The following is a 21,246-nucleotide window of genomic DNA, read 5'->3' on the forward strand; positions in this document are numbered from 1 at the left end:
TTTACCCAGTTCTTTGTGTTAACAAAATTATCAACCAAATGAGAAATAATATTGACAAACACTATGGCGAGATCATCGAACGCACTATCAGACGTAATGGTTACAGCATTAGCGAACTGTCGCGATTGATGAAAGTAAATAGACGATCTATTTACAATTGGTTTAATCAAGCTAAGTTTAAATCTGAAATTATTTTTAAGATCGGTTGTGCTTTGAAACACGATTTTTCGAACGAATTTCCCGAGTTATTCTCACCTGCGGATTTCCAGCAGGCATTTAGCAAAAGCAGATCTTTCAGTGACGATTTTTTAGCGAGTGAATTGGAAAAAATAAATTATTGGAAGGATAAATATATATCCTTGTTAGAGGAATATAACGAAATTTTGGCTATAAAAGGCAAGGATGCGCCTACAAGTGCCTACATGAGTCTAAAGCAACTGTAAGGAACAAACCAAGATTCTCACCCTTTATCATTCATGTGCACATCATAATACAGAAAAGGCTATTGCAAAATTACAGTGGCCTTTTATCAATATGTTAAATCTCCGGTATAAGCCTGTTGATCATCAGGGACAGGAACTTGATTGATTCTCTCAACCGGCGCTTTTAAGGCCTGATATTTTTTGATTCTTGCAAAAGCTATAAGCGCCACCAATCCTAATGATATCCAAAGTAGATCAATTAGCAGAATATCCGTTGCATGTCGAGCCCAGGTATTCCATAGCCAATTACCGGAAAAAACGCCGTTAACAACAGGAACCAGCAAAGCTAATATACCGCCTAAAAGTAAAGTCTCTGCATTAGTACGCCTGAGATTTCTCCTAAGAATATAATATAGGCTAATTACCAGCCAACTGCAAAAGTAAATTTGGTAGATTAAGGTTTGATTTACGTTACCAATGAACTTGATTAGGATAAATGAAAAAGCGGTTACAGGGAACATCGTTAGACAGATGGCTAAAAAAACGTTAGACAACCAAAAATTAAATTTTCTCTTATAAGAAGCGACACTGCTTTTGTCGCGCGCAACCAGCCAGATCAAGATACCGGATATAATAACCACACAACCCGCTATTCCCAAAATAAAATTAACAAGTTTTACAAAATACCCCCCATAGTCACCAAAGTGCAATCGATATATAAAGCTTTTAACCGATGCAATGTAGGTTGGCGTATCGTAGGGTGAACGATGGGTCAAGACCTTTCCCGTCTTCAATTCATAAGTAATTTGTCCGGTTCCTGCAAAGCTTTGTTTACGATCTGCCTCTGACTCGATCGACAGTAACATACTTTCATCGCCATAGTTCTTAATAGCTACACGATTGAAGAAAGCACCTGGCCATCTTTTCTGTGTTTGATCCATATATTCTTGAATATTGGGCGTTGACGTTAACGGCTTGCCGATGAAAGTAGCTTCAGCAGCTGTCGCATATTCCAAATCTTGAAATACTTTTTCCATATCGCCTTTATAGAGTAGTTGGCTAAAGGGTGCCAAAAAAACGGTATTAATGATTAAGATAATACCGGTAAGGGCAAAAACGAATTGAAATGGAAAACCGATTACGCCCAAAACTGTGTGTAGATCTGTCCACAGGGTCTTCCATTTAGACCAGGGTCTGAATAGATAAAAATTGGAAACCAACTTGTCCCAGTGTAGCAATAAGCCCGTAATTAACGCAAACAGGAAGAGAAAGGCCACCAGACCTGCAATCAGATAGCCAATGGGGTATCCTATTCGTAGGGGGATCGCCTGATTGAGTTGGGCCAAAAAATGCAAACGATAGAGAAACTCGCCCATATCATACGATTCTTCATAACTTTTTTCCTTACGCTCAGCAAAATCATACCCTATATAAGCCCGCTCTTTTGCTTTAGGATTATGGAGCGTGTCCTTAGAAGGCGCTATATTTATATAGCAATGACTCGTGTTGGGGTAAAGGTAAAAGTTAATATCTCTACCTGCAAGATTGTATTTTGAATCAAGGGAATCCAAGAGTAGTTGATAGGGTAATCCGTGAGATAGTTTTTCATTTACTGATTTGCCGCTTTGCCAAGCGCTGATCTCGTCTTTAAAAAAAGAAAATGAACCGGCGAAAAAAATAACATATAATAGCGATGCTATGATAATGCCGCTTATCGTGTGGGTATGGAAATAAATATTGTAGTTTCGGTTATTCATAACGTGCTATTTTAGTAGGTAGGGTAATAAAAAGACGATGGTTAACGCTAAATAGATGATCCACGGCTTCCACCACGACCTCGAGAGGAAAGCGAAAAGCAATAGTAAGGCCCAAAGCACATAGCCTACTACGGCGCCAGTTACAATAACATTCTTTTTTTCGAGAAAACAAGCGAGCATTAAGAAGAACGAGATCATAACACCGTATCCACCGAAAAAACCCGCACTGATTTTCATCCATCTTTGCCACGGTGAAGAAGTTAAATATTTTTTATTAGCTGGCATGACTAAAAGATAAAGGTTTCAAGAACAATGGAAAAAAAATAAATGGCAAGTAAATGGTGCCATCGAATATAACGTAACGGTGACAACACCACAACAAAACTGGCGCACACCATCAATAGCAGCATTGCACAGAAAATACCAGCCCCTATTCCTAATCGGTTAATCAACAAAACCGATGTCACCAGGATCAAAATTAAGCTAAGCATTCGTGTTAAAATAATTCGTTCTCTGAAGTATATTGCCCGGGCCGGTTTATTCTTACTCGGAACCCGTTGAGAAAGATTATATAAAAGGTAGAAGGCAATAAGAAGTAAAATAAAAACTGTACTGTACATAATCGCCTGATTTTTTACTATTATTAATTAGATTGATTACAAACAATACAAAGGTAAACAAAAAAGTGTCTTTAGCAAGCTTTAAATAAGTATTTTCCTTCCAAGCAAAAAAAGCAACCTGTAACTTGACTAACAGATTGCTTCATATTACTTTAGGGCAACTTTCTTTGCCAACATTATTCAACGACTCCTCCGACAGGGAAATTACTTGTCAGCCGCTATACTTATTTTGTAGGGATTTTGCTGAAGATCGGCTATACGTTGAATTGATTGCGAAAAGTAGCGATCCAACTCTTGTAATTTTGATAACGCTTCTTGATTCGCTATGTCGGCATTCTTCTTCCGCAGCCTCGCTACTTTTCTTTGTTCCAATGTGAGCGCTTCCTTTAATGAACGTTGCATGCGAGCGATCTCTTTTGCTTCATAAGCTTCTCGTTTAGCAAGTTCCTTTTGAAATTTTTTTTCAATTTCTTCAATCGCCTTTTTACTTTCTTCTACTGCGATTCCCTTTCCGATATTTTGCTCATGCACATTGATAAAATAGGCTTTATCACTTTGGAGTTCCATTCGGTTTCCTTTACTGCCTTGAATACGGGCAACCATGAGGTCGTACTGGTTCCAAAGAATATCAATGTTTCGCTGATGAAATTCAATTTGACTTTTTAGATCGTCTATCATTTTGGCTGGTATCACTAATTCCGGCCCACTTCTGAAATTCTCGTGAGCGCCACTTGTCGTTTGATTAGCAAGTGCGTTACCAGCGCTTGCAATTGCTATTAGACTACTTAATACTAACGTTTTCATACTTTCTTTATTTATTGTTAATCTTATTTTCCACATTGGAACGATCGAGATCATCAACCATGTTTTAGCCCCAATGACCATTTATGCCAATAATTCACATTATCGTTCCAAAACAATAAACAACTGATTATCAATTAAATAAATTATAAAATATTAGGTTACACTGTTCGAAAATGAACGATGGATTGTTCGCTATTGAACAATTTGATTGACAAACAGAAAGATTGCTACTTAGTGAGAGGGTCCACTTTGTGTAACAACTGCTCAATATATTTTTTGAGAATGCTTTGGTCAGCATCTGATTGCGTGTAGACTAACGCGGTTCGATAATAAGCTACTGCTTTTTGATTATCCAATCCCGTATACAGATTTCCCAGTAATGAATAGTAAAAAGGATTATCTGCAAGGTTTAATTTTTCTGCCTCCTTAATAGCTTCTTCCTTTCCATTACTTTTAGCCAACGCATAGGTTCGGTTTAAGGCTGCTATGGGTGAATATTCCAAAATGAGTAAATGATTATATAACTGTAAAATATTCTCCCATTTTTCTTTTGTATCTTCTTTATGCGTGTGCCAATAGGCAATACCTGCTTCTAAGTGATATTTGGTTAGTTGACTACCTTGGGAGGCTCGGTTCAGATAATAAATCCCCTTTTCGATCAGCTCTTTGTTCCAGAGTTGCTCATCTTGATCGTCATACAAAATCATCATTCCGTTTTGACGAATACGAGCGTCAAATCTCGATGAGTGGAAACACATAAGTGATAACAAAGCACTTACTGCGGGTTTGTCTGTGTGATGGTTCTCCATCAACAAATAGGTTAAACGCATAGCCTCAGCACAGAGATCCCGACGCAAGACGGTGTGATGAGAGATAGAATAATAACCCTCTGAAAACAACAGGTATAACGCCGTTAAAACGGTATCCAATCGAGCATTAATTTCAGTTATTTTAGGTTGCTCAATCTTAATATTTTCATCTTTTAACTTTTCTTTGGCTCGCTGAATTCTTTTATAGATTACCTCTTTGTTTGTTAAAAAAGCGTTTGCAATTTCTTGTGCACTAAAGCCACATAACAGATTGAGGGCTAAAGAAATTTGCGCCTCGCTTGAAATACAAGGATTGCAGACCGCAAAGATCATTGCCAGCTGGCTATCACTAATGTTTTTTTCTGATAAATCAATTTCCAGTTCTTCAACTTTATCGGTAATGTGCTTTAAATCAGGTGATAATTTCTGCTCAAATAAGTTACTCCGTTTTAGGTGATTTTTTGTTTTATTTTTAGCAACCGTGTATAGCCATGCGGTGGGATTATCAGGAATTCCTTTTATACTCCATGATTCACTGGCAGAAAGAAATGTATCGCTTACGATATCTTCCGCTATTTCTATATGTTCTATACCAAACAGATAACAGAGTACCGAAACCAGCTTACGGTACTCTGTACGAAATAAATGTGGCAAAAGCTCGCTGTTGTGCATTGTCCGGTCAAGCAGCTTTATTCATGATAATCGGCCGGCACAGCTAGCCTTATTTCTACATTTCCCCCCATCTGTAAGATGGGGCAATCTTTTGCGATCTCAGTAGCTTCGTCATAATCATACGCTTTTATAATGATTAAGCCACCAATGGATTCCTTGATTTCGGCATAAGGTCCGTTAATCACGGTTTTGCTACTCGTAACCACCTTTCCTTTGGCATCCCAACGTTGCAATGGTCTAGCGAGTTTATTTTGTGCGGCGATATTCCCCAGCCAATCCTGCCAAGGTTTTATACTAGCCTGCAATTGTTCGGGCGATGGTGCCTCTTCGCCAATAAAGGATCTACGGAATATTAATAAAAACTCATTCATTACTTTCGTTTTTTGATTTACAATAAAAAATTCTTTTTCGACTTCATCGGTTCAAAGATAAAGTTTACGTAACTACTGTTGAAATGGACATCAAAGGAGCTAAGCCATGTCTTCATTATTTCTATTTATCTGCTTTAACGAGAAGACATTTGAACTTTAAAAATTGGACAACAGACGAAGTTTTTTATATTCTCTATATACAGCCGGCTAATTTAGAAAAGATTATTTATTGTTGCATTCATCAATAAACAAGGAGTTCAGCGGTTATCGGGTCGGATAACCGTGTGTTTTTTGAAATGATGGCATGAGTCGTAAAAGTGCCGAAAAATAGACCCATGGGATAAAAAAAATTGTAGGAAAAAAAATGAACCAAGGTTAAGAAGCTGCTGTTAAGCATATCTGAAAAGAAAAGGCCCAACGTTTGGAATTTGCCAGGCACTTTATACTAAGTGTACAAATATCGCATAACCCGGCTTTATACGATAGCTAAGATTTGATAACTCCTCTTATTGAATGTAAGGCACTCCCCAACACGCTTTCCTAACATCGTCTGTCCAAAAGGAGATACAGGAGAGATAACAAAAAAGCTATAGGGTGAAAGTTCAACTGTCCCAAGGGCAATTGCCAAAAAAAATAAGCCATCATTGGTTTGCACTAAACTTCCCAATTGAACAATATCACTCGCTAACGCAACAGAAACACCATCAAGTTGATATTTTAACCGGTTTGCTTCTGCCAATTGACGTTCATTTCTATTGATTTCTTGTTGCATCATTTCGCGCGTAGTTTCGTATTTATCTCCCGCGCTACTTTTTGTATCATCCGTTGCTGCATCTTTTGCATAGCAAATCCCTTGCTCTGCATGATCAATACGCTCGTTCACGATCTCATGGCAACGTTTATACAGCTTAGTTTTTAATTCATTCAATTCTTTATTCATAGGAAGCTAATTTCGAAAAAATAATTGCTTCCTGATCCTTCTCTATTACATAATTGTAAATCGGTAGGCTATCCATATCGGCCGTGTTATAGAGAACCATCATACCGTTTTAATAATTTCTAAAGTCAATCTTCCAGCTGAACGCATTGGAATTCCATTAATAAAACACCTATAACCGTACAGGTCATCCCAACAAAACATTAGTTCCGAACTTTGGAAGCACCTACGTTTTCGGATCAACTGATAAAAACCGCTGCTATAATGCGGAAATCGAGATCGTCCTCGTCTGGATATTGTTTGCCGCAAGAATATGGTTATATTCTTCCAATAAACTGATGTACTTGTCCTTCCAATAGTTTATCTTTTCACGCTCCTCATCTAAAAATCGCATATGGAACATCTTGCTATCATTAAAAACTTTCTGAAACTCCTCAGCAGAAAAAAGCTCAGGAAACTCATTCGAAAAATCATGTTTTAAAGCGCAGCCTATTTTGAAAATGATTTCAGGCTTAAATTTAGGCTGATTAAACCAATTGTAAATAGATCTTCTATTTACTTTCATCAATCTCGACAATTCGCTGATACTATAGCCATTGCGACGGATGGTTCTTTCAATAATTTCACCGTAATGCTTTTCCATATTTTTAATTTTAAGCGGTAAAAACAATTTCTATACAAAGAAAGGCGACAAATCCGTGATTAACTAGAGGAAAACCCTTCAAAAAACACAGGAAATACCCTGTATTTTAGAATAAATCATAAAATAAAGGCAACAAACAAACAGAAAAGATAAAAATATATTAACAATAACTTAATTTCGATAAACAAAACGCAATACTGATAAACCCAAAAGAGCTTACTGTAGAAAAGCAATGGCAAACCGGCTGGGTAGCAAAAAAAATAAAGCCGGTTATTCTTCAAAACTGCTTTCTAAACTCCTCAGGCGTTAATCCGACATATTTTTTAAAGAACTTGGTGAAATAGGAAGGATCGTTGAAATTTAATTCGTACGCAATAGCGGAAATCGGGAGTTCCAAATTAACAAGTAAACGTTTTGCTTCCAATACAATACGATTTCTAATTAATTCACCCGCTGATATACCCAACATATCTGAACAAAGTGCATTTAGGTAATTGGGCGTTACATATAAAAGTGCCGCATATTCTTTCGGCAATCGCAAAGTTTGAAAGTTCTGATCTATTAACCGCTGAAAATTCCGAATGACTGTTTGATTAACCAAAGAACTACCATGGCTTTTCCCTATATGGGAGGCACCAATACATAGAAATAGTTCTAATGCTTTCACGCGTAAAGCATCTAGATTCATTGGATTAATAGTTTCCCGAAGACTAATCATTTCTTCAAAAATCTTTTCAATCTTTCCTTGAAGCGATAAGGGAATATCCAAGACCGAATCCTTAGCTATTCCATTAAAAAAAGTAAAATCGTTAAGGTAATCCGACCGCATTAAAAACGACTGGAAAAAGGAGGTGGAAAAATTCAGTACATATCCTTCTATCTCGCCTTCAAAATTCCAGTGATGCACTTGACCCGGCACCATAAAATAAATCTGAAAAGGCTTTACCTGAAACTGTTCAAAATCGATTGTATGAATACCTTGTCCTTGTCTAAAATAACCTACATGAAAGAAAGCGTGTCGATGGGGAACCAACAACTTCTGATGTTCCAGGATGTAGGGAGCAAACGGCTTAACTAAAACATCATTCTGCGTAACCCCCAAACCAATAATATCATAAACAGGGAAAGCCTTCATATGTCTCACAAAGGTATCGCTTATTCGTCAGTCATAATGCATAAATAATACTTCTACAAATTATTTCTTCTGCTGTTGAACAAAATCGGGTATATAACGTAGTCCCGGGGTTAACCAGAACAGCAAGATGACACGCGAATATCGATAATTTAATGGCGAAAGCAAAAGCGCTGCTGCAAGTGCTGCACCTAAATACAGCCAGGGTGACTCCAAATTACCGGTTAGTAAATAGGTACCTACACAGGCGGCGATTAACTCGGCCACGTTCATGGCATAGCTCACAAACATAGCAACATAAAAATAACCGGGCTCGCGCTCAAACTTCAAACCGCAATGTGGACAGTTTTCATTCATTTTTTGAATTTTAAGCCCGTAAGCTTTCCCGGTAAACATGGCGCCTGTACGACAACGTGGACATTTCGCTTCTAGCGCAGCGCTCCACTCACTGATTTCTTTCGAATTTTCCATATTTCTTTTTACAACCTGAGGGACATCTTTATCCTTTATTTGCCAAAACTAAACAACGCACTTTATAACCGGTGGTGTGATTTACGGAGCTAATGGTATAATTTACCGATTCGATGGCATGATTTCTTGAAACCATAGGTGTTACGGCTCAAAATGAGGCAGACCAGAGCATACCAAATAAATAGAAGTAAAAAATATACCATTAGTTATCAAATAAATAATATGATCTATATAAACTGTTTATACATAATACTAGCGAAGATTAGTTGACATTAATAAAATAATACATAAAGCTAGAAGCTGCATAATCACCTATTTAGAGAACACATGGCTTAACGCGCATTAGAGAATCTCCTCTTCCTGGCATTTTTTTGTAAAGACTAGAAGAACATCTATATTAAAAGTTTATAAAACAACATAAAATAACTGATTTTAAACAATTTATAATGTTTTGTAACAAAGAAAAAGCTTTTATTGTACCGACTGTCTTTTTATTAAACTGGCCGGATTGAACCTCCATTCGAACGACGTCTTCTAATTGGTCTCCATTTTATCGTATTTCATTTGGATAAATTTTACCTTTATGAATAAAATCAAAAACTATGGCATGGAATCCGGCTCTCTATAACAGGTTTAAAAAGGAAAGGTATGCACCTTTTTATGATCTTTTAGCACTCATTAATTCAAAGCAGGGAATGACCGTTCTTGATTTAGGATGCGGCACCGGTGAATTAACCAAAATGCTTTCTGAAGAACTCCAAAACGCTGAAAGCGTATTAGGAATAGATTCATCGTCAGAAATGCTGGAAGAATCTAAACACTACCAAAACGAACGTGTTTCTTTTGAGCGAAAGACAATCGAAGAACAACTAAACGAACCAAGTCAATGGGACCTAGTGTTTTCCAACGCGGCAATCCAATGGATTGACGATCACGCCCGTTTAATACCGAAAATGATTTCTATTCTGAAATCCGATGGACAGCTGGCTATTCAAATGCCTTCTCAAAAGGAGAATGTGCTGAATCAAATGTTATTGGATATGGTTCAGGAAGAGCCGTTTTCAAGCGCATTAAAGGGATGGAAAAAGATCTCTCCTATATTGAGTATAGATGAATATGCCCAAATCTTATTCGAAAATGGTTGTAAAGAAATGAATATTATTCAGAAAGTTTATCCTTTAATAGTCCACAACAGCAATGAGCTCCTCGAATTCATCTCAGGATCTGCATTAATACCTTATTTCGAACGTTTTACTGACGATATCAAAACCTTATTTATCCAAGAGTATCAAAGACGTGTACAGCAGAGATTTTCCGCCTCCCCTATCTTATATGCATTTAAAAGAATACTGATTAAAGGTGATTTTTGAGTCATTTAGTGAGTTTTCATTAGTTGGCCTACTTAGCTTTTTTATTCTAATTCTTTTCTTAACTATTAATGTAACTCTCCAAGTGGCTGATAGTTTGCTTCTGATCTTCAATAATATATTTAACAAGATCGCCTATCGATATAATCCCTATCAAGTTACCGTTTTCTACTATCGGCAGGTGCCTGAAGTGCCGATCAGTCATAAGCTGCATGCAATGATCAATGGAATGATTCGGTCCAACGGTATGTGGATTTGATGTCATTACCTCATGAATGGCAGTATTTGCGGAGGCCCTGCCTTTGAGAATAATTTTTCGGGCGTAATCCCTTTCCGTAAAGATACCGAGTAACACACCTTGATCAACGACCAACAATGCGCTAATGTTTTTTTCCATCATAATTCGTAAAGCCCCCAAAACGGAATCATTGGGAGATACCGACACGATGGATTTAGCCTTATTTTCAAGAATATACTTAACTGTTTTCATAACGTAACTTAGTTTTGTAATTGGCAAACAAAAAGTATGGGGCTTGATAAGCAAAGGATCGGCTAAGGCAATATAGCAACATGCATAATTACCATAAAATTAATACTTTTAATGAAAAAAGTCAACTAATTCTACAGCTCCTGTGTCGGCGATTCGTAGCGATTTCCATATTTGCTTACGGTAGATCACGCAATTCTATCCAAACCGGGGCATGATCGCTTGTTTTTTCCCACCCACGCACATAACGATCCACTCCGGCTGCAACCAGTCTTTCAACCAGTTGTGGGCTGAGCAAAAAGTGATCAATACGTAAGCCGGCGTCGCGGCCATATGCATTACGGAAATAATCCCAAAAAGTGTAAATCCGCTCGTTGGGATATAATTGTCGAATTGCATCCGTCCATCCTTGCGTCATTAAATCGGAGAAAGCCATACGCACCTCCGGCCGAAATAATGCATCGTCTACCCAACGTTCCGGTTTGTATACATCGAGTTCGGTGGGGATCACATTATAGTCGCCCGTTAATATCACAGGAATATTCTTATTCAATAACTCCTGTGCGTGATTGGCTAAACGCTGAAGCCACTTGAGCTTATAGTCAAACTTAGGTCCGGGAACCGGATTACCGTTTGGCAAATAGAGACATCCTATATGAATGTTATTGATACTTGCTTCGATATATCGGCTATGTGTATCCTCCGGATCTCCCGGAAGTACACGTCCAAACTCTATTATATCTAGATGTCGAGCGAGGATGGCCACGCCATTCCAGCTTTTCTGGCCATGCCATATAACATTATAACCAGCTTCTCGGATTGCCTGTTCGGGAAATTTTTCCTGAGGGGCTTTTAACTCCTGCAAGCAAACGACATCGGGCTTCGCCTCTTCCAACCAACGAAGCAATACGGGCAATCGGCCATTAACACCATTTACATTGTATGTAGCTATTTTCATCTTTGTATTTTTAAGCCTCTTTTATTTTTAACGTAATAAGCCGGTTAACAAGTAACCGGCTTTCACTTTAAATTCACTTTTATTGGACCCAGTAAATCCTATGTTATTGGATAACTTTCAAAGCGGCCTGATAATTTGGTTCTTGAGCAATTTCGGGCACCTGTTCTTCATAAATGATTTTGCCCTGAGGATCAATTACTACTACGGCGCGACTTAGTAAACCTCTCATTTGGCTGTCTGCAATTTCAACACCGTACTCCTCACCGAAATTTGAACGGAAATCGGACAACATAACAACATTTTTTATCCCCTCGGCCCCGCAAAACTGTGCTTGAGCAAAAGGTAAATCTTTAGATATACATAACACGGTCGTGTTGGGTAGATTAGCTGCGTCTTCGTTAAATTTACGTACAGACGCTGCACAAACACCGGTATTAACGCTGGGAAAAATATTGAGGATTACGTATTTTCCTTTGAAGTCGTCCAGCGTCTTTTCAGATAAGTCAATAGCGGTCAGCCTGAAGTTTTTTGCTTCGCTCCCAACGGAAGGTAATGTACCAACCGTATGTACGGCATTGCCCTTTAATGTAATAGATGTCATTTTTGTTATTTTATTTAATTGTTGATTTATAGTCGATGGTGACTGAGCATAGCTCTCCCCATATAAAGTAAAAATAAAACAAAAGAGCATTAAATATTTCATCATACTATTATTAAATACAAGCAAGTTAGCGGATTTGTTCGAATTCCTCATCGCTTTATTATTAACATGGCTATTATTTTACAAAAGAATGTATGATGAGTCATTCGTACGAAGTGAAATAAATCGATATACTATTGGTTTGAAGGCAATTGCGCCGAATCAAAAATCTTGCTCACAAACACCAATAGCATTCACCCCGGCAGGAAGATGATGATGACAATTGTTATGGGAGACCTTTTTTAAACTTCTTTATGCATTCTATGGCACAATGATTATTTTGCCGGTTGCAAATAAAAAAGCTATGTATGACACCTTAAGAATATTTTTTCATAAACTAATACCTAAATTAGATGATGAAACCTGGAATAGTTTTGTTAGCCTTCAACAAGTCAAACACTACAAGAAGGGCGACATAATCAGTGAAGAAGGAAAAACAAACAACATTGTATCTTTTATTCAAAAAGGAGCAGTAATGGTTTATAACCATCTGGATAATAAAAAATGTGTTTATAATTTCTTCTTCGAAAATGAGTACACAGGCGACTATGAAAGTTTTCTGACACGTAAACCCGCTCTATATGGTATCGAGGCAGTTGAAGACTGTATTTTGTTTCAATTACACTACAACGGTTTACAGTTAATGTATGAGAAGCATCCGGTGTTTGAACGAGCGGGTCGACTAATTGCCGAAGCTCAATTTTTGAGACTGACAACAAGAAACGCGTCTTTATTAGCTGAAAAGCCTGAAGAACGTTATCTAAACCTTATTAAAGCGAAGCCGCAGGTTATACAACGCATACCTCAATACCACATTGCATCTTACCTAGGCATTACACCGGAAGCCCTGAGTAGGATTCGGAAGCGGATAATGTGAAAACTACGCACTATAAGCAATCGTTTATTGACTTCGATCAACAAAAAGATCCGAAAATGCCATTTTTTTTGTAAAAAAAGGCATATATGAAAATCGTTTTTTTCCTATTCATCACATTTTACCTTGTACAGACCAAGGCTCAACAAGTAACTCAAATTGTTAAAGGCAATGTTAGCGACGAGGCTTCTAAGCAATCATTGCAAGGTGTTACGATTCGACTTGCTTCTAACCTTTCCAAAACCACCCTAAGTGATTCCTCTGGTAATTTCAAATTAACGGACATTCCGCTTGGCAGACAGCGATTCATTATAACCGCTGTTGGCTATGAACCTCTTTCATTAAATAACATTATTGTAACAGCAGGCAAGGAAGTGGACTTAACAATCAGTTTGCGTGAAAGTTTAATGAATTTGGACGTCGTCGAGATCACAGCTAATGAAAATAGCGGGGGACGTAAGGTTAACAACGATATGTTAAGTGTGAGCGCCAGAACTTTTAATATGGATGAGACGAAACGTTACGCAGGTTCGTTAGGCGATCCCGCGCGAATGGCTACTAATTTTGCAGGTGTTGTTTCTACCAATGATACTCGAAATGACATCATCATCCGAGGAAACTCTCCAAATGCTATGCTATGGCAATTGGAGGGGCTTAATATACCAAATCCAAATCATTTTGGTTCTCTTAATAGCATGGGAGGCTCCGTTAGTATGCTGAACAGCAATTTGATTGATCAATCTGATTTTATGACAGGGGCTTTTCCTGCCCAATATGGCAACGCATTATCCGGTGTGTTTGATCTAAAACTTCGCAACGGAAATAGTGAGAAACACGAGTTTGTAACGCAGATGGGGTTCAATGGCTTTGAAGGTGGAGCAGAAGGCCCTATAGGCAACAGTAAGGGGGCGAGCTATTTGATAAATGCCCGCTATTCCACCTTATCGCTTTTTCAGAATTTAGGTATTGAGTTTGGCACCGGCGGAGCCACTCCTGAATACATGGATTTAAACTATAAAATTAACTATCGTATCGGGAAGCATGGTAATCTTTCCTTATTTGGCATTTGGGGAAGAAGCAGCATGGATATTTTGGCAAGCGAATATGATCCCGAAGGTCAATCCTATGGCAACGAATATAGTAACCGTTATCCCCGTTATCAGACCAGCATAAGCGGATTAAGTTATAAATACCAACTGAACAAAAAAACCGCTATCAACTTTATTCTGGGTTATAGCCGTACGAACGAGCAATTTGATCGAGATTCGGTTAATCAAGAAAACATCAACCAAACGATACCTGACTGGCATTGGCGTTTTAAAATAAACAAATTCTCCGGCGTTCTTCACCTCCATCATAAATTCAATGCAAAGCATAGCTTGGTAGCGGGTATCACAGAGGATTTCACCAATTACACTCTTTTTAACAGGAGGATGCGACATGGAATAAGTGAAATGATACTGAACAATCGGAATGGTGACTTTGGCTTAATGCAAGCCTTTACTCAGTGGAAATTCAGAATGACAGATCATTTTAGTATGGTCTCCGGTTTGCATTATCAGTACTTAAGCCTTTCACAAACGAATAGTTTAGAACCTAGAATCGGTGTTAAATACGAGGGCTTAGGATCCCATGTTTTTGGCTTTGCATACGGCCTACACAGTCAAATGAACAATATTCTCACCTATGCTACAGTTACGACAACGGCGGCCGGCAATCGATATACTAATGAATCGTTGGGATTTATACGCAGTCACCAATTTATTTTATCACATAATTGGAACATACGTTCCAATACCCACCTTAAAACAGAACTGTATTTTCAGCGGCTATTTGATGTTCCGGTCACGAAAGCTCCGAGCTCTTTTTCAACATTAAATCTTGGCGCCGAAACCATTCCTGTTTTGCGCGATAACCTGATAAATGAAGGAGTTGGAAGAAATTATGGCTTAGACATCACGCTGGAACGTCTTTTCAATAAAGGCTTTTATTACTTGCTAACCGGATCCTTTTTCAGTTCTAGGTATCAGGGAAGTGATGGCATATGGCGCAACACTGCATTTAACATGAAAAATGTTTTTAACTTATTGGGGGGTAAGGAATGGAAAGTAGGAAAACAGGAAAACATATTCGGTTTAAGCGTAAAGGTTTCTCGGGTGGGTGGACGTTATTTATCGCCGGTAGACATCGCTTCTTCTGTTATCGACGGCGAAATTCAGTACGAGGAAACAAGGGCATATTCTTTACAGCAGCCTGCTTATTTCCGGGCAGATGTAAAAGTCTCCTATCGCAAAGAATTCACGCGGGCAACTATGGAACTCGCTCTCGACCTGCAAAATGTAACCGATAATAAGAATATTTTTCGCCAGGAGTGGAATGCTCAACAGCTTAATGTTATCAACGTCTACCAGCAAGGCTTTTTTCCCGTTCCTTTTGTGCGATTCACATTTTGATAATGTTATCGATGCTTTACATACTGAGATAAGCATTGATACTTATCTCAGTATGCTCCTTATTCAAACATCAGCCCATGCGTTTATTCTTCATTCGTACTTCACGGCGATTGATAAATAATTTGGGCAAGCCTCAGACAATATTTATATTTAGCTTTTATTTGTCGGTGTGAAAAAACACGAAAGGCTTTCTACATACTATCCATTGACCCATAAAAGCCAAATCAGATGGCTTAGAATCCTCATAATCAGCATACTGTTTGGCTGTAGTGGAAAAGAGATGCCTGAAATATATGTTGATCAGCAGACAGAAGTGTATCTTCGAGATACCAACATCATAAAAAAAAGCTACTTGCAGGCCTTAAGTTTTGCCAAATCTACCGGATTAGCTGTAACAGCGCTCACCGACGAAGAATTCAAAAAGATTGGGGTTCGCCGTAACCAACTACTCATAACAGCCGACACGATAGGTGCCCGTGAAGAATCTTGGGGCTTTAGTTTTCAAGGCCCGGCAAGCAATCCAGGACAATGTATTTTTTCACTTACTTATACGGGCACTTTAAGTATACAAACACCAAATCGTTCGGTTAAATACAATCTGGAAAACCGGAAAATGATTGATCAGGAAGCGGGAATTCCGGAAGCTTTTTTGTTACACTTCAAAGCGCTCCCAATAAAACCTTCAACCGAGGAAGAGGAGAACATACCGACAGACGTACAGCTGACAGGACGGGGTGTACTGCTTCAACAACCTTATGTCGAATGGACTTATCCCGACTCCAGTATGGAAAGAATATGGTCTAACGGGAGGGAATGGGGATTTAGCGAGCTGCCTTCGAGGAAAAATCATGCTGCCCCAGGGGCACTGGTCCTTGCTTTTGAAAAACCCACCGGTTCTCAACGCTTGGTCATGACAACGAAGGAACTGCAGATCGACAAAAAAGTTGACCGAACGCCGTTTCAATTCGATCAACACCGGTAATCCAAAACATCTTTGCTTCAAAACCCCCGGAAACGGGGATTGACAACCTTTGAATCTTACGTATCTTTGATCATGCAACGCATTTCCCGCACGATTACCATCTCAAACCGTATCCTTTATCGAATACCTAGTAAGCTATTATTTATCAGCATCAACACAGGCTTACATTTATTTCAACATGTGCGGTTCACCTTTACTTTATGTTTATTGCTTTCAATAGCATTCAATACTTCTTATGCCCATTTATCGGAAGACTCTTTACGATTGGTTTTAGACCGAAAAGAGCTATCTAGCCAAGATCGATTAGAAACAATGGCTAGGTTAGCTGAATTTTTATATTATAGAAGAGATCCCAGATTAGCCTTCGAGTTACTAGATAAAGCACTAAAATTATCAAAACGGCTTGATAATATTGATCAAACCACGAGCTTATACGCGCTTCTTGCCATGCAGCATAGCAACGATGGAAATATACAGCTCGCCTTGTCAAGTTTAGATAGCGCCCAATTTTATGCAAAAAAATCAGCGAACAAACGGAGCAAAGCCTTAGTCCAGCTCTCCAAAGGGACAATTCAGCTTGCGCAAAATGAGCCGCATGAAGCCATTGCCAGTTTATTGCTTGCTGCCAAAGACTTCGACGGGGATCATGATTATTCCTATGAAAGCAACCTTTATACAACAATTTCCACCATTTATGGCCAATGGTCTGATCTTCCCAATCAAGACAAATACGCGCGAATAGCGCGTTATAGCGCTGAAAGGAGTAAAGATCTCGATAAGTTAATTGCTGCGTATCGATGTACAGCCAATAACTTTATGGCGCACTATGAAGCCAACACGATCCGAAAACAATTGTTGGACTCTGCGCTTGTACGAAATAAAGCGGCTTTCTCTTTGGCAAAAAAGAACAAAGATCGTATTATTCATGTTACTGAAATTGCCGCATTAGCCAAAAATATTGCCGCTATTTACGAGCAATATTTTCCGGAAAGTTCACACGATTCTGCTCGTTATTACCTGGAAATCGCTATTGAAGAAGCTCAATTCAGCAAAGAAAACACAGTGCTTGCAGACAGCTACGTCATGCTAGCGAAACAACAAATTGAAAAAGGCAATTTGACTGAGGCCGAGATGCTGGTGGGAAACGCAATAATGGCACTTCATCGAGACCCTACTGTTAATAATGAAATTGAAGCAAAAATTTTCTACTGCCTTGCCGTTATGAAGGAAAAGCAAGAAGATTTAAATGGCGCTCTTCGCAATTACAAACTTTATGTAGATGCCTACACTACATTATTCAATACGGAAAAAATGAGCTTGGGTAAACGTTTAGACGCTCAATATGAGGCAGGAAAAAAAGAAAAGGCACTCCTGGTATTACAGCAGCAAGTTCAATTTAACCAGAAGCTGAATCGCATTTACATCGCATTCAGTCTGACAAGCTTTTTAACGCTCCTTTTTCTTTTTTATGCCTATAAGCAGCGGGTGAAGGCCATGAAGCAACAGGATAAATTGCACCAAATGGAAGTAAATAAAATCAGGCAGGAACATCGCATTTCCCTTTTATCCGCCATGCTCGATGGCCAGGAGCAAGAACGGAGCAGGTTAGCACGTGATTTACATGATGGTTTAGGCGGATTATTATCAGGAGTAAAAATAGAATTGGCAGGTTTCATGCAACTTTTAAAAAACGATAGTCAACAACAGCTAATGAATAGAACTTTACAGCATTTGGACGGAGCGATTGGAGAGCTCAGACGAATTGCTCACAGTATGATGCCTGAGATACTCATGCGTTACGGACTGGGAGAAGCCATACGTGAATATTGCCAAAAATTGAAATCTTCCGGTATTAACATCCAGTGTCAAATCTATCACTACACCAATAAAATGGAAGCCTCCAGGCAATTGGTACTGTACAGAATCATGCAAGAACTGGTAAATAACGCAGTAAAGCATGCACATTCATCTCTTATCCTGGTTCAACTACAGCAGATCGAGCAGTCTGTAACACTTATTGTGGAAGATGATGGAAACGGCTTCGATGTGAAAGCTTTATTAGCAGCCGGTAAGGGAGCGGGTTTAACAAATATAGAATCCAGGGTTGAATTTCTGAATGGAACGATGGATTTCCATTCAGAAATAGGAGCTGGTACAACGGTTACCATTGAATGTAACGAAGTATAAGGACATTAAACAATTTAGTCGTTACCGGTAAAACCATATTGCCGCCATACATCTTCCGGGACTCCATCCCACGGCCCGGGGCGGTTACCGACATAACCAATATCCTTCACCCCAATTTCACTGGTAAAAAAACCGGAAGCGGTGAGATTTCGCATTAAACTAAAAAAAGCCACCCCCTGCTGCATTTCGGGTCTTGCCTTCAGCGGATAGGCTATTTCATCTATCAGCGTTAGCTGATCCCTTTCACTGCATTCAACAAAAGGCTTATTAAAACGCTTTAAACACTGTACGTCCAGCCATTTTAAACCTCCCCGCATGGGTAATTTGTAGTCAGGAATGTCTTTTACCATGAACTCGATAAAAGCCGGTACGCCGGCCTTTGAAGCACTTTCCGAAAAATCGTCTTTAGGGATAATAATATCTGCAAGCACCGTAATAGAGGCCATTTCGTGTTCCGAAAAAAAACGCTCCTTATTTAGTTCCGTATTACGGGCATGTTCGAATTCCTGCACACCAGGTAATTTACCTGAATTTTGTACAGACTCTTCCACCGTTTTGTTAGCATCTCCTTGTCTACATGATTCTAACAAAAGGCCTGTACCCACCGTAGTAAGCCCTATCGCTTTAATCGACTCTCTCCTGTTCATTGTCGTTAAATATTAAGTTTACTTCTTTGTTCTAAAATATGTTCTGCCGTTCGCATAGACAGTGCCAAAATCGTCCAGGTAAGATTTTTATCTCCCTGTTGTACAAAAGGTGCGGCATCTACTACAAATAAATTTTTGCAATCATGTGATTGGCACCATTTATTTAACACCGATTTCTTTGGATCGTCACCCATACGAACCGTACCTCCTTCATGAATGATTTTTCCCGGCGCTTCTAAACCATAAGATGTATCTGCGCCATAGGTAGGAGATGTTATGATCGCACCCATTTCGTGCATAATAGATTGGAAAGTTTCCTGCATGTGCTTGGCCTGAGCCACTTCTTCCCTACCCCATTTATAATGGAACCTTAATACCGGAATGCCGAACTTATCCACTTTATTCGGATCGATTTCGCAGTAATTATCTTTATGTGCTAAGGCAGTACCTCGTCCTGCCATTCCTACATTTGCACCATAAAAGCGCCTATAATCATTCTTTAATGAAACACCATAACCACCTTGTTCCTTCGTTTTACCATGTTTATCAGGTACCTTTCCATTCACCGACGGAACCCAATCCAGAAAACCATAAGAAGGCATGTGTAAGCCGCCGCCATACTCTATGTGATACCCACGCGGAAAGTCCAATTTTTTGTTATCGAGCCACCATGGTGAATAAATATGTACACTGCCTGTTCCGTCTTCATTATAGCGCTTTCTCTCCATTAATTCCGGAATAAAGCCCGACATGCTTGAACCTGTCGAATCATGTAAATACCTTCCTACTAATCCGCTGCTATTACCCAGTCCGCCGGGATGAGCCTTCGATTTTGAATTCAGTAAAAGCCGGGCAGACTCACAAGCACTGGCGCCTAATATCACCAATTTACCCCGTACGCTATATTCTTTCAAATCTACCGTATTCACATAAGAGACACCGGTAGCCAAACCCTCGTCATTGGTGAGTACTTCACGTACCATCGCGTTATCGATCACCTTCAAATTATTGGTTTTCATTGCCGGAATTACCAAACAGGAAGACGAAGAGAAATCGCCATAAACTTTACAGCTACGCCCACATTGTCCGCAATAAAAACATGTTCCACGCCCCTTCATCCCGGGAAGCGCCTCCGTCAATACGGAGCCTCTGCCTGGAATAACAGTGACACCGGCTTTTTTTGCGCCTCGTTTAATAAACAACTCATTTAAACGGGGTTTTGGTGGTTTCAGAAAAATACCATCGGGTTCATTTGGTAGCCCTTCAACTGTACCATAAATACCAATCAGTCGATCCACTTTATCATAAAACGGCTTTACCTCCTCGTAAGTAATGGGCCATTCGTCAGTCACACCGTCGGTAGGCTTGAAATCAGCTGGTCCCATTCGAAGAGAGATACGTCCCCAATGGTTTGTTCTTCCACCAAGCATACGCGCCCTAAACCATTGGAAATCAGTTCCGTCAACCGTAGAGTACGGTTCACCTTCCAGCTGCCATCCTCCGTAAGCGGCGTCAAAGTCGCCAAAGGGCCTTACCGTGGATGCGCCGCGTCTAGGTGATTCCCACGGCCATCTAAGTTGCAAAGCATCTTTAGCTGGGTCAAAAAAGGGACCCGCCTCCAACATTAAAACTTTAAGTCCCGCATTCGCTAGAACGTATCCCGCCATGCCCCCGCCGGCGCCGGAGCCAACTACAATTGCATCATACACTTGGTCCTGCTCCTGAATTTCAAAATGTTTCATTAAACGTAGTTTAGTTTATCGTTAATGCCTTCAACGAAACGCACACAAAAGTTTTATTCTGATTTATATATATTCCGTATTAGACATGTTGGTTGTTAGCCCCTAAAGATAGATGATTATTTTGGAAATTCTATAAACATGCAATAAAAAAAATGCATTTTTAGCCATGCTAATATGTTTTAGGTGATCATGATTAGCAAGCGTTTTGTCA

Annotated in this window: 20 protein-coding genes; 6 read left to right on the plus strand and 14 right to left on the minus strand. The window is 39.3% G+C overall.

Annotated features, from left to right (window positions below; translation table 11 throughout):
* Window positions 1-38: 38 nt before the first annotated feature.
* Window positions 39-443: a helix-turn-helix transcriptional regulator gene (locus tag E0E36_RS26365; protein WP_013667733.1), complete on the plus strand. Its 405-nt coding sequence runs from the start codon at window positions 39-41 to the stop codon at window positions 441-443.
* Window positions 444-529: 86 nt separating this feature from the next.
* On the opposite strand, the gene E0E36_RS26370 is transcribed toward E0E36_RS26365, so the two are convergent.
* From E0E36_RS26370 to E0E36_RS26410, 9 genes are all read right to left on the minus strand, one after another.
* Entirely contained in the window at window positions 530-2,179 is a 1,650-nt protein-coding gene (locus E0E36_RS26370) for a PepSY-associated TM helix domain-containing protein (protein WP_130858424.1), read from the minus strand.
* A gap of 6 nt (window positions 2,180-2,185) precedes the next feature.
* Window positions 2,186-2,464: a hypothetical protein gene (locus E0E36_RS26375; protein ID WP_130858425.1), complete on the minus strand. Its 279-nt coding sequence runs from the start codon at window positions 2,462-2,464 to the stop codon at window positions 2,186-2,188.
* Window positions 2,465-3,003: 539 nt separating this feature from the next.
* Window positions 3,004-3,603, minus strand: coding sequence for a hypothetical protein (locus E0E36_RS26380; RefSeq protein ID WP_013667737.1), 600 nt, complete (start codon window positions 3,601-3,603; stop codon window positions 3,004-3,006).
* 227 nt (window positions 3,604-3,830) lie between these two features.
* Window positions 3,831-5,084 carry an RNA polymerase sigma factor gene (locus tag E0E36_RS26385; protein WP_013667738.1) on the minus strand — a complete coding sequence of 418 codons (1,254 nt, stop codon included), beginning with the start codon at window positions 5,082-5,084 and terminating at the stop codon, window positions 3,831-3,833.
* A 17-nt stretch (window positions 5,085-5,101) separates the two neighbouring features.
* Window positions 5,102-5,455, minus strand: a complete 354-nt coding sequence (locus tag E0E36_RS26390; protein ID WP_013667739.1) for a YciI family protein — start codon at window positions 5,453-5,455, stop codon at window positions 5,102-5,104.
* Between the two features lie 475 nt (window positions 5,456-5,930).
* The gene (locus tag E0E36_RS26395; protein WP_130858426.1) at window positions 5,931-6,395 is read right to left on the minus strand and encodes a GreA/GreB family elongation factor; all 465 of its coding nucleotides are present in this window, start codon (window positions 6,393-6,395) and stop codon (window positions 5,931-5,933) included.
* Window positions 6,396-6,651: 256 nt separating this feature from the next.
* Window positions 6,652-7,035 (minus strand): helix-turn-helix transcriptional regulator, encoded by a 384-nt coding sequence (locus E0E36_RS26400; protein WP_013667743.1) that lies wholly within the window; start codon window positions 7,033-7,035, stop codon window positions 6,652-6,654.
* A gap of 277 nt (window positions 7,036-7,312) precedes the next feature.
* Complete coding sequence (locus E0E36_RS26405; RefSeq protein ID WP_013667744.1) at window positions 7,313-8,170, minus strand: helix-turn-helix domain-containing protein; 858 nt, start codon at window positions 8,168-8,170, stop codon at window positions 7,313-7,315.
* Between the two features lie 60 nt (window positions 8,171-8,230).
* Window positions 8,231-8,638: a DUF983 domain-containing protein gene (locus E0E36_RS26410; RefSeq protein ID WP_013667745.1), complete on the minus strand. Its 408-nt coding sequence runs from the start codon at window positions 8,636-8,638 to the stop codon at window positions 8,231-8,233.
* Window positions 8,639-9,240: 602 nt separating this feature from the next.
* Here E0E36_RS26410 and E0E36_RS26415 point away from each other — a divergent pair.
* Window positions 9,241-10,008, plus strand: coding sequence for a methyltransferase domain-containing protein (locus tag E0E36_RS26415; protein ID WP_130858427.1), 768 nt, complete (start codon window positions 9,241-9,243; stop codon window positions 10,006-10,008).
* Window positions 10,009-10,066: 58 nt separating this feature from the next.
* Here the strand turns inward: E0E36_RS26415 and E0E36_RS26420 are convergent, their stop codons facing one another.
* The 3 genes from E0E36_RS26420 to tpx all read right to left on the minus strand — a co-directional run bounded on the left by E0E36_RS26420 (window position 10,067) and on the right by tpx (window position 12,051).
* On the minus strand, window positions 10,067-10,495 hold the full coding sequence (locus E0E36_RS26420) for a CBS domain-containing protein (RefSeq protein WP_013667747.1): 429 nt from the start codon (window positions 10,493-10,495) through the stop codon (window positions 10,067-10,069).
* A 175-nt stretch (window positions 10,496-10,670) separates the two neighbouring features.
* Window positions 10,671-11,450 (minus strand): exodeoxyribonuclease III, encoded by a 780-nt coding sequence (gene xth / locus E0E36_RS26425; protein ID WP_130858428.1) that lies wholly within the window; start codon window positions 11,448-11,450, stop codon window positions 10,671-10,673.
* Window positions 11,451-11,553: 103 nt separating this feature from the next.
* The gene (gene tpx, locus E0E36_RS26430) at window positions 11,554-12,051 is read right to left on the minus strand and encodes a thiol peroxidase (RefSeq protein ID WP_130858429.1); all 498 of its coding nucleotides are present in this window, start codon (window positions 12,049-12,051) and stop codon (window positions 11,554-11,556) included.
* Window positions 12,052-12,454: 403 nt separating this feature from the next.
* On the opposite strand from tpx, the gene E0E36_RS26435 reads away from it, so the two are divergent.
* From E0E36_RS26435 to E0E36_RS26450, 4 genes are all read left to right on the plus strand, one after another.
* Window positions 12,455-13,027 (plus strand): Crp/Fnr family transcriptional regulator, encoded by a 573-nt coding sequence (locus tag E0E36_RS26435; RefSeq protein ID WP_165447091.1) that lies wholly within the window; start codon window positions 12,455-12,457, stop codon window positions 13,025-13,027.
* Window positions 13,028-13,113: 86 nt separating this feature from the next.
* Window positions 13,114-15,477, plus strand: coding sequence for a TonB-dependent receptor (locus E0E36_RS26440; RefSeq protein WP_130858431.1), 2,364 nt, complete (start codon window positions 13,114-13,116; stop codon window positions 15,475-15,477).
* A gap of 280 nt (window positions 15,478-15,757) precedes the next feature.
* Window positions 15,758-16,459, plus strand: coding sequence for a hypothetical protein (locus E0E36_RS26445; protein ID WP_130858432.1), 702 nt, complete (start codon window positions 15,758-15,760; stop codon window positions 16,457-16,459).
* Window positions 16,460-16,531: 72 nt separating this feature from the next.
* Window positions 16,532-18,646, plus strand: coding sequence for a sensor histidine kinase (locus tag E0E36_RS26450; protein ID WP_130858433.1), 2,115 nt, complete (start codon window positions 16,532-16,534; stop codon window positions 18,644-18,646).
* Between the two features lie 14 nt (window positions 18,647-18,660).
* Here the strand turns inward: E0E36_RS26450 and E0E36_RS26455 are convergent, their stop codons facing one another.
* Together E0E36_RS26455 and E0E36_RS26460 are read right to left on the minus strand one after the other, a co-directional pair.
* Complete coding sequence (locus tag E0E36_RS26455; protein WP_130858434.1) at window positions 18,661-19,293, minus strand: gluconate 2-dehydrogenase subunit 3 family protein; 633 nt, start codon at window positions 19,291-19,293, stop codon at window positions 18,661-18,663.
* 5 nt (window positions 19,294-19,298) lie between these two features.
* Window positions 19,299-21,035 carry a GMC family oxidoreductase gene (locus E0E36_RS26460; protein ID WP_013667755.1) on the minus strand — a complete coding sequence of 579 codons (1,737 nt, stop codon included), beginning with the start codon at window positions 21,033-21,035 and terminating at the stop codon, window positions 19,299-19,301.
* Window positions 21,036-21,246: the final 211 nt, after the last annotated feature.

Origin of the sequence: Olivibacter jilunii, from assembly GCF_900607235.1 — a bacterium.
Lineage (GTDB): Bacteria > Bacteroidota > Bacteroidia > Sphingobacteriales > Sphingobacteriaceae > Olivibacter > Olivibacter oleidegradans.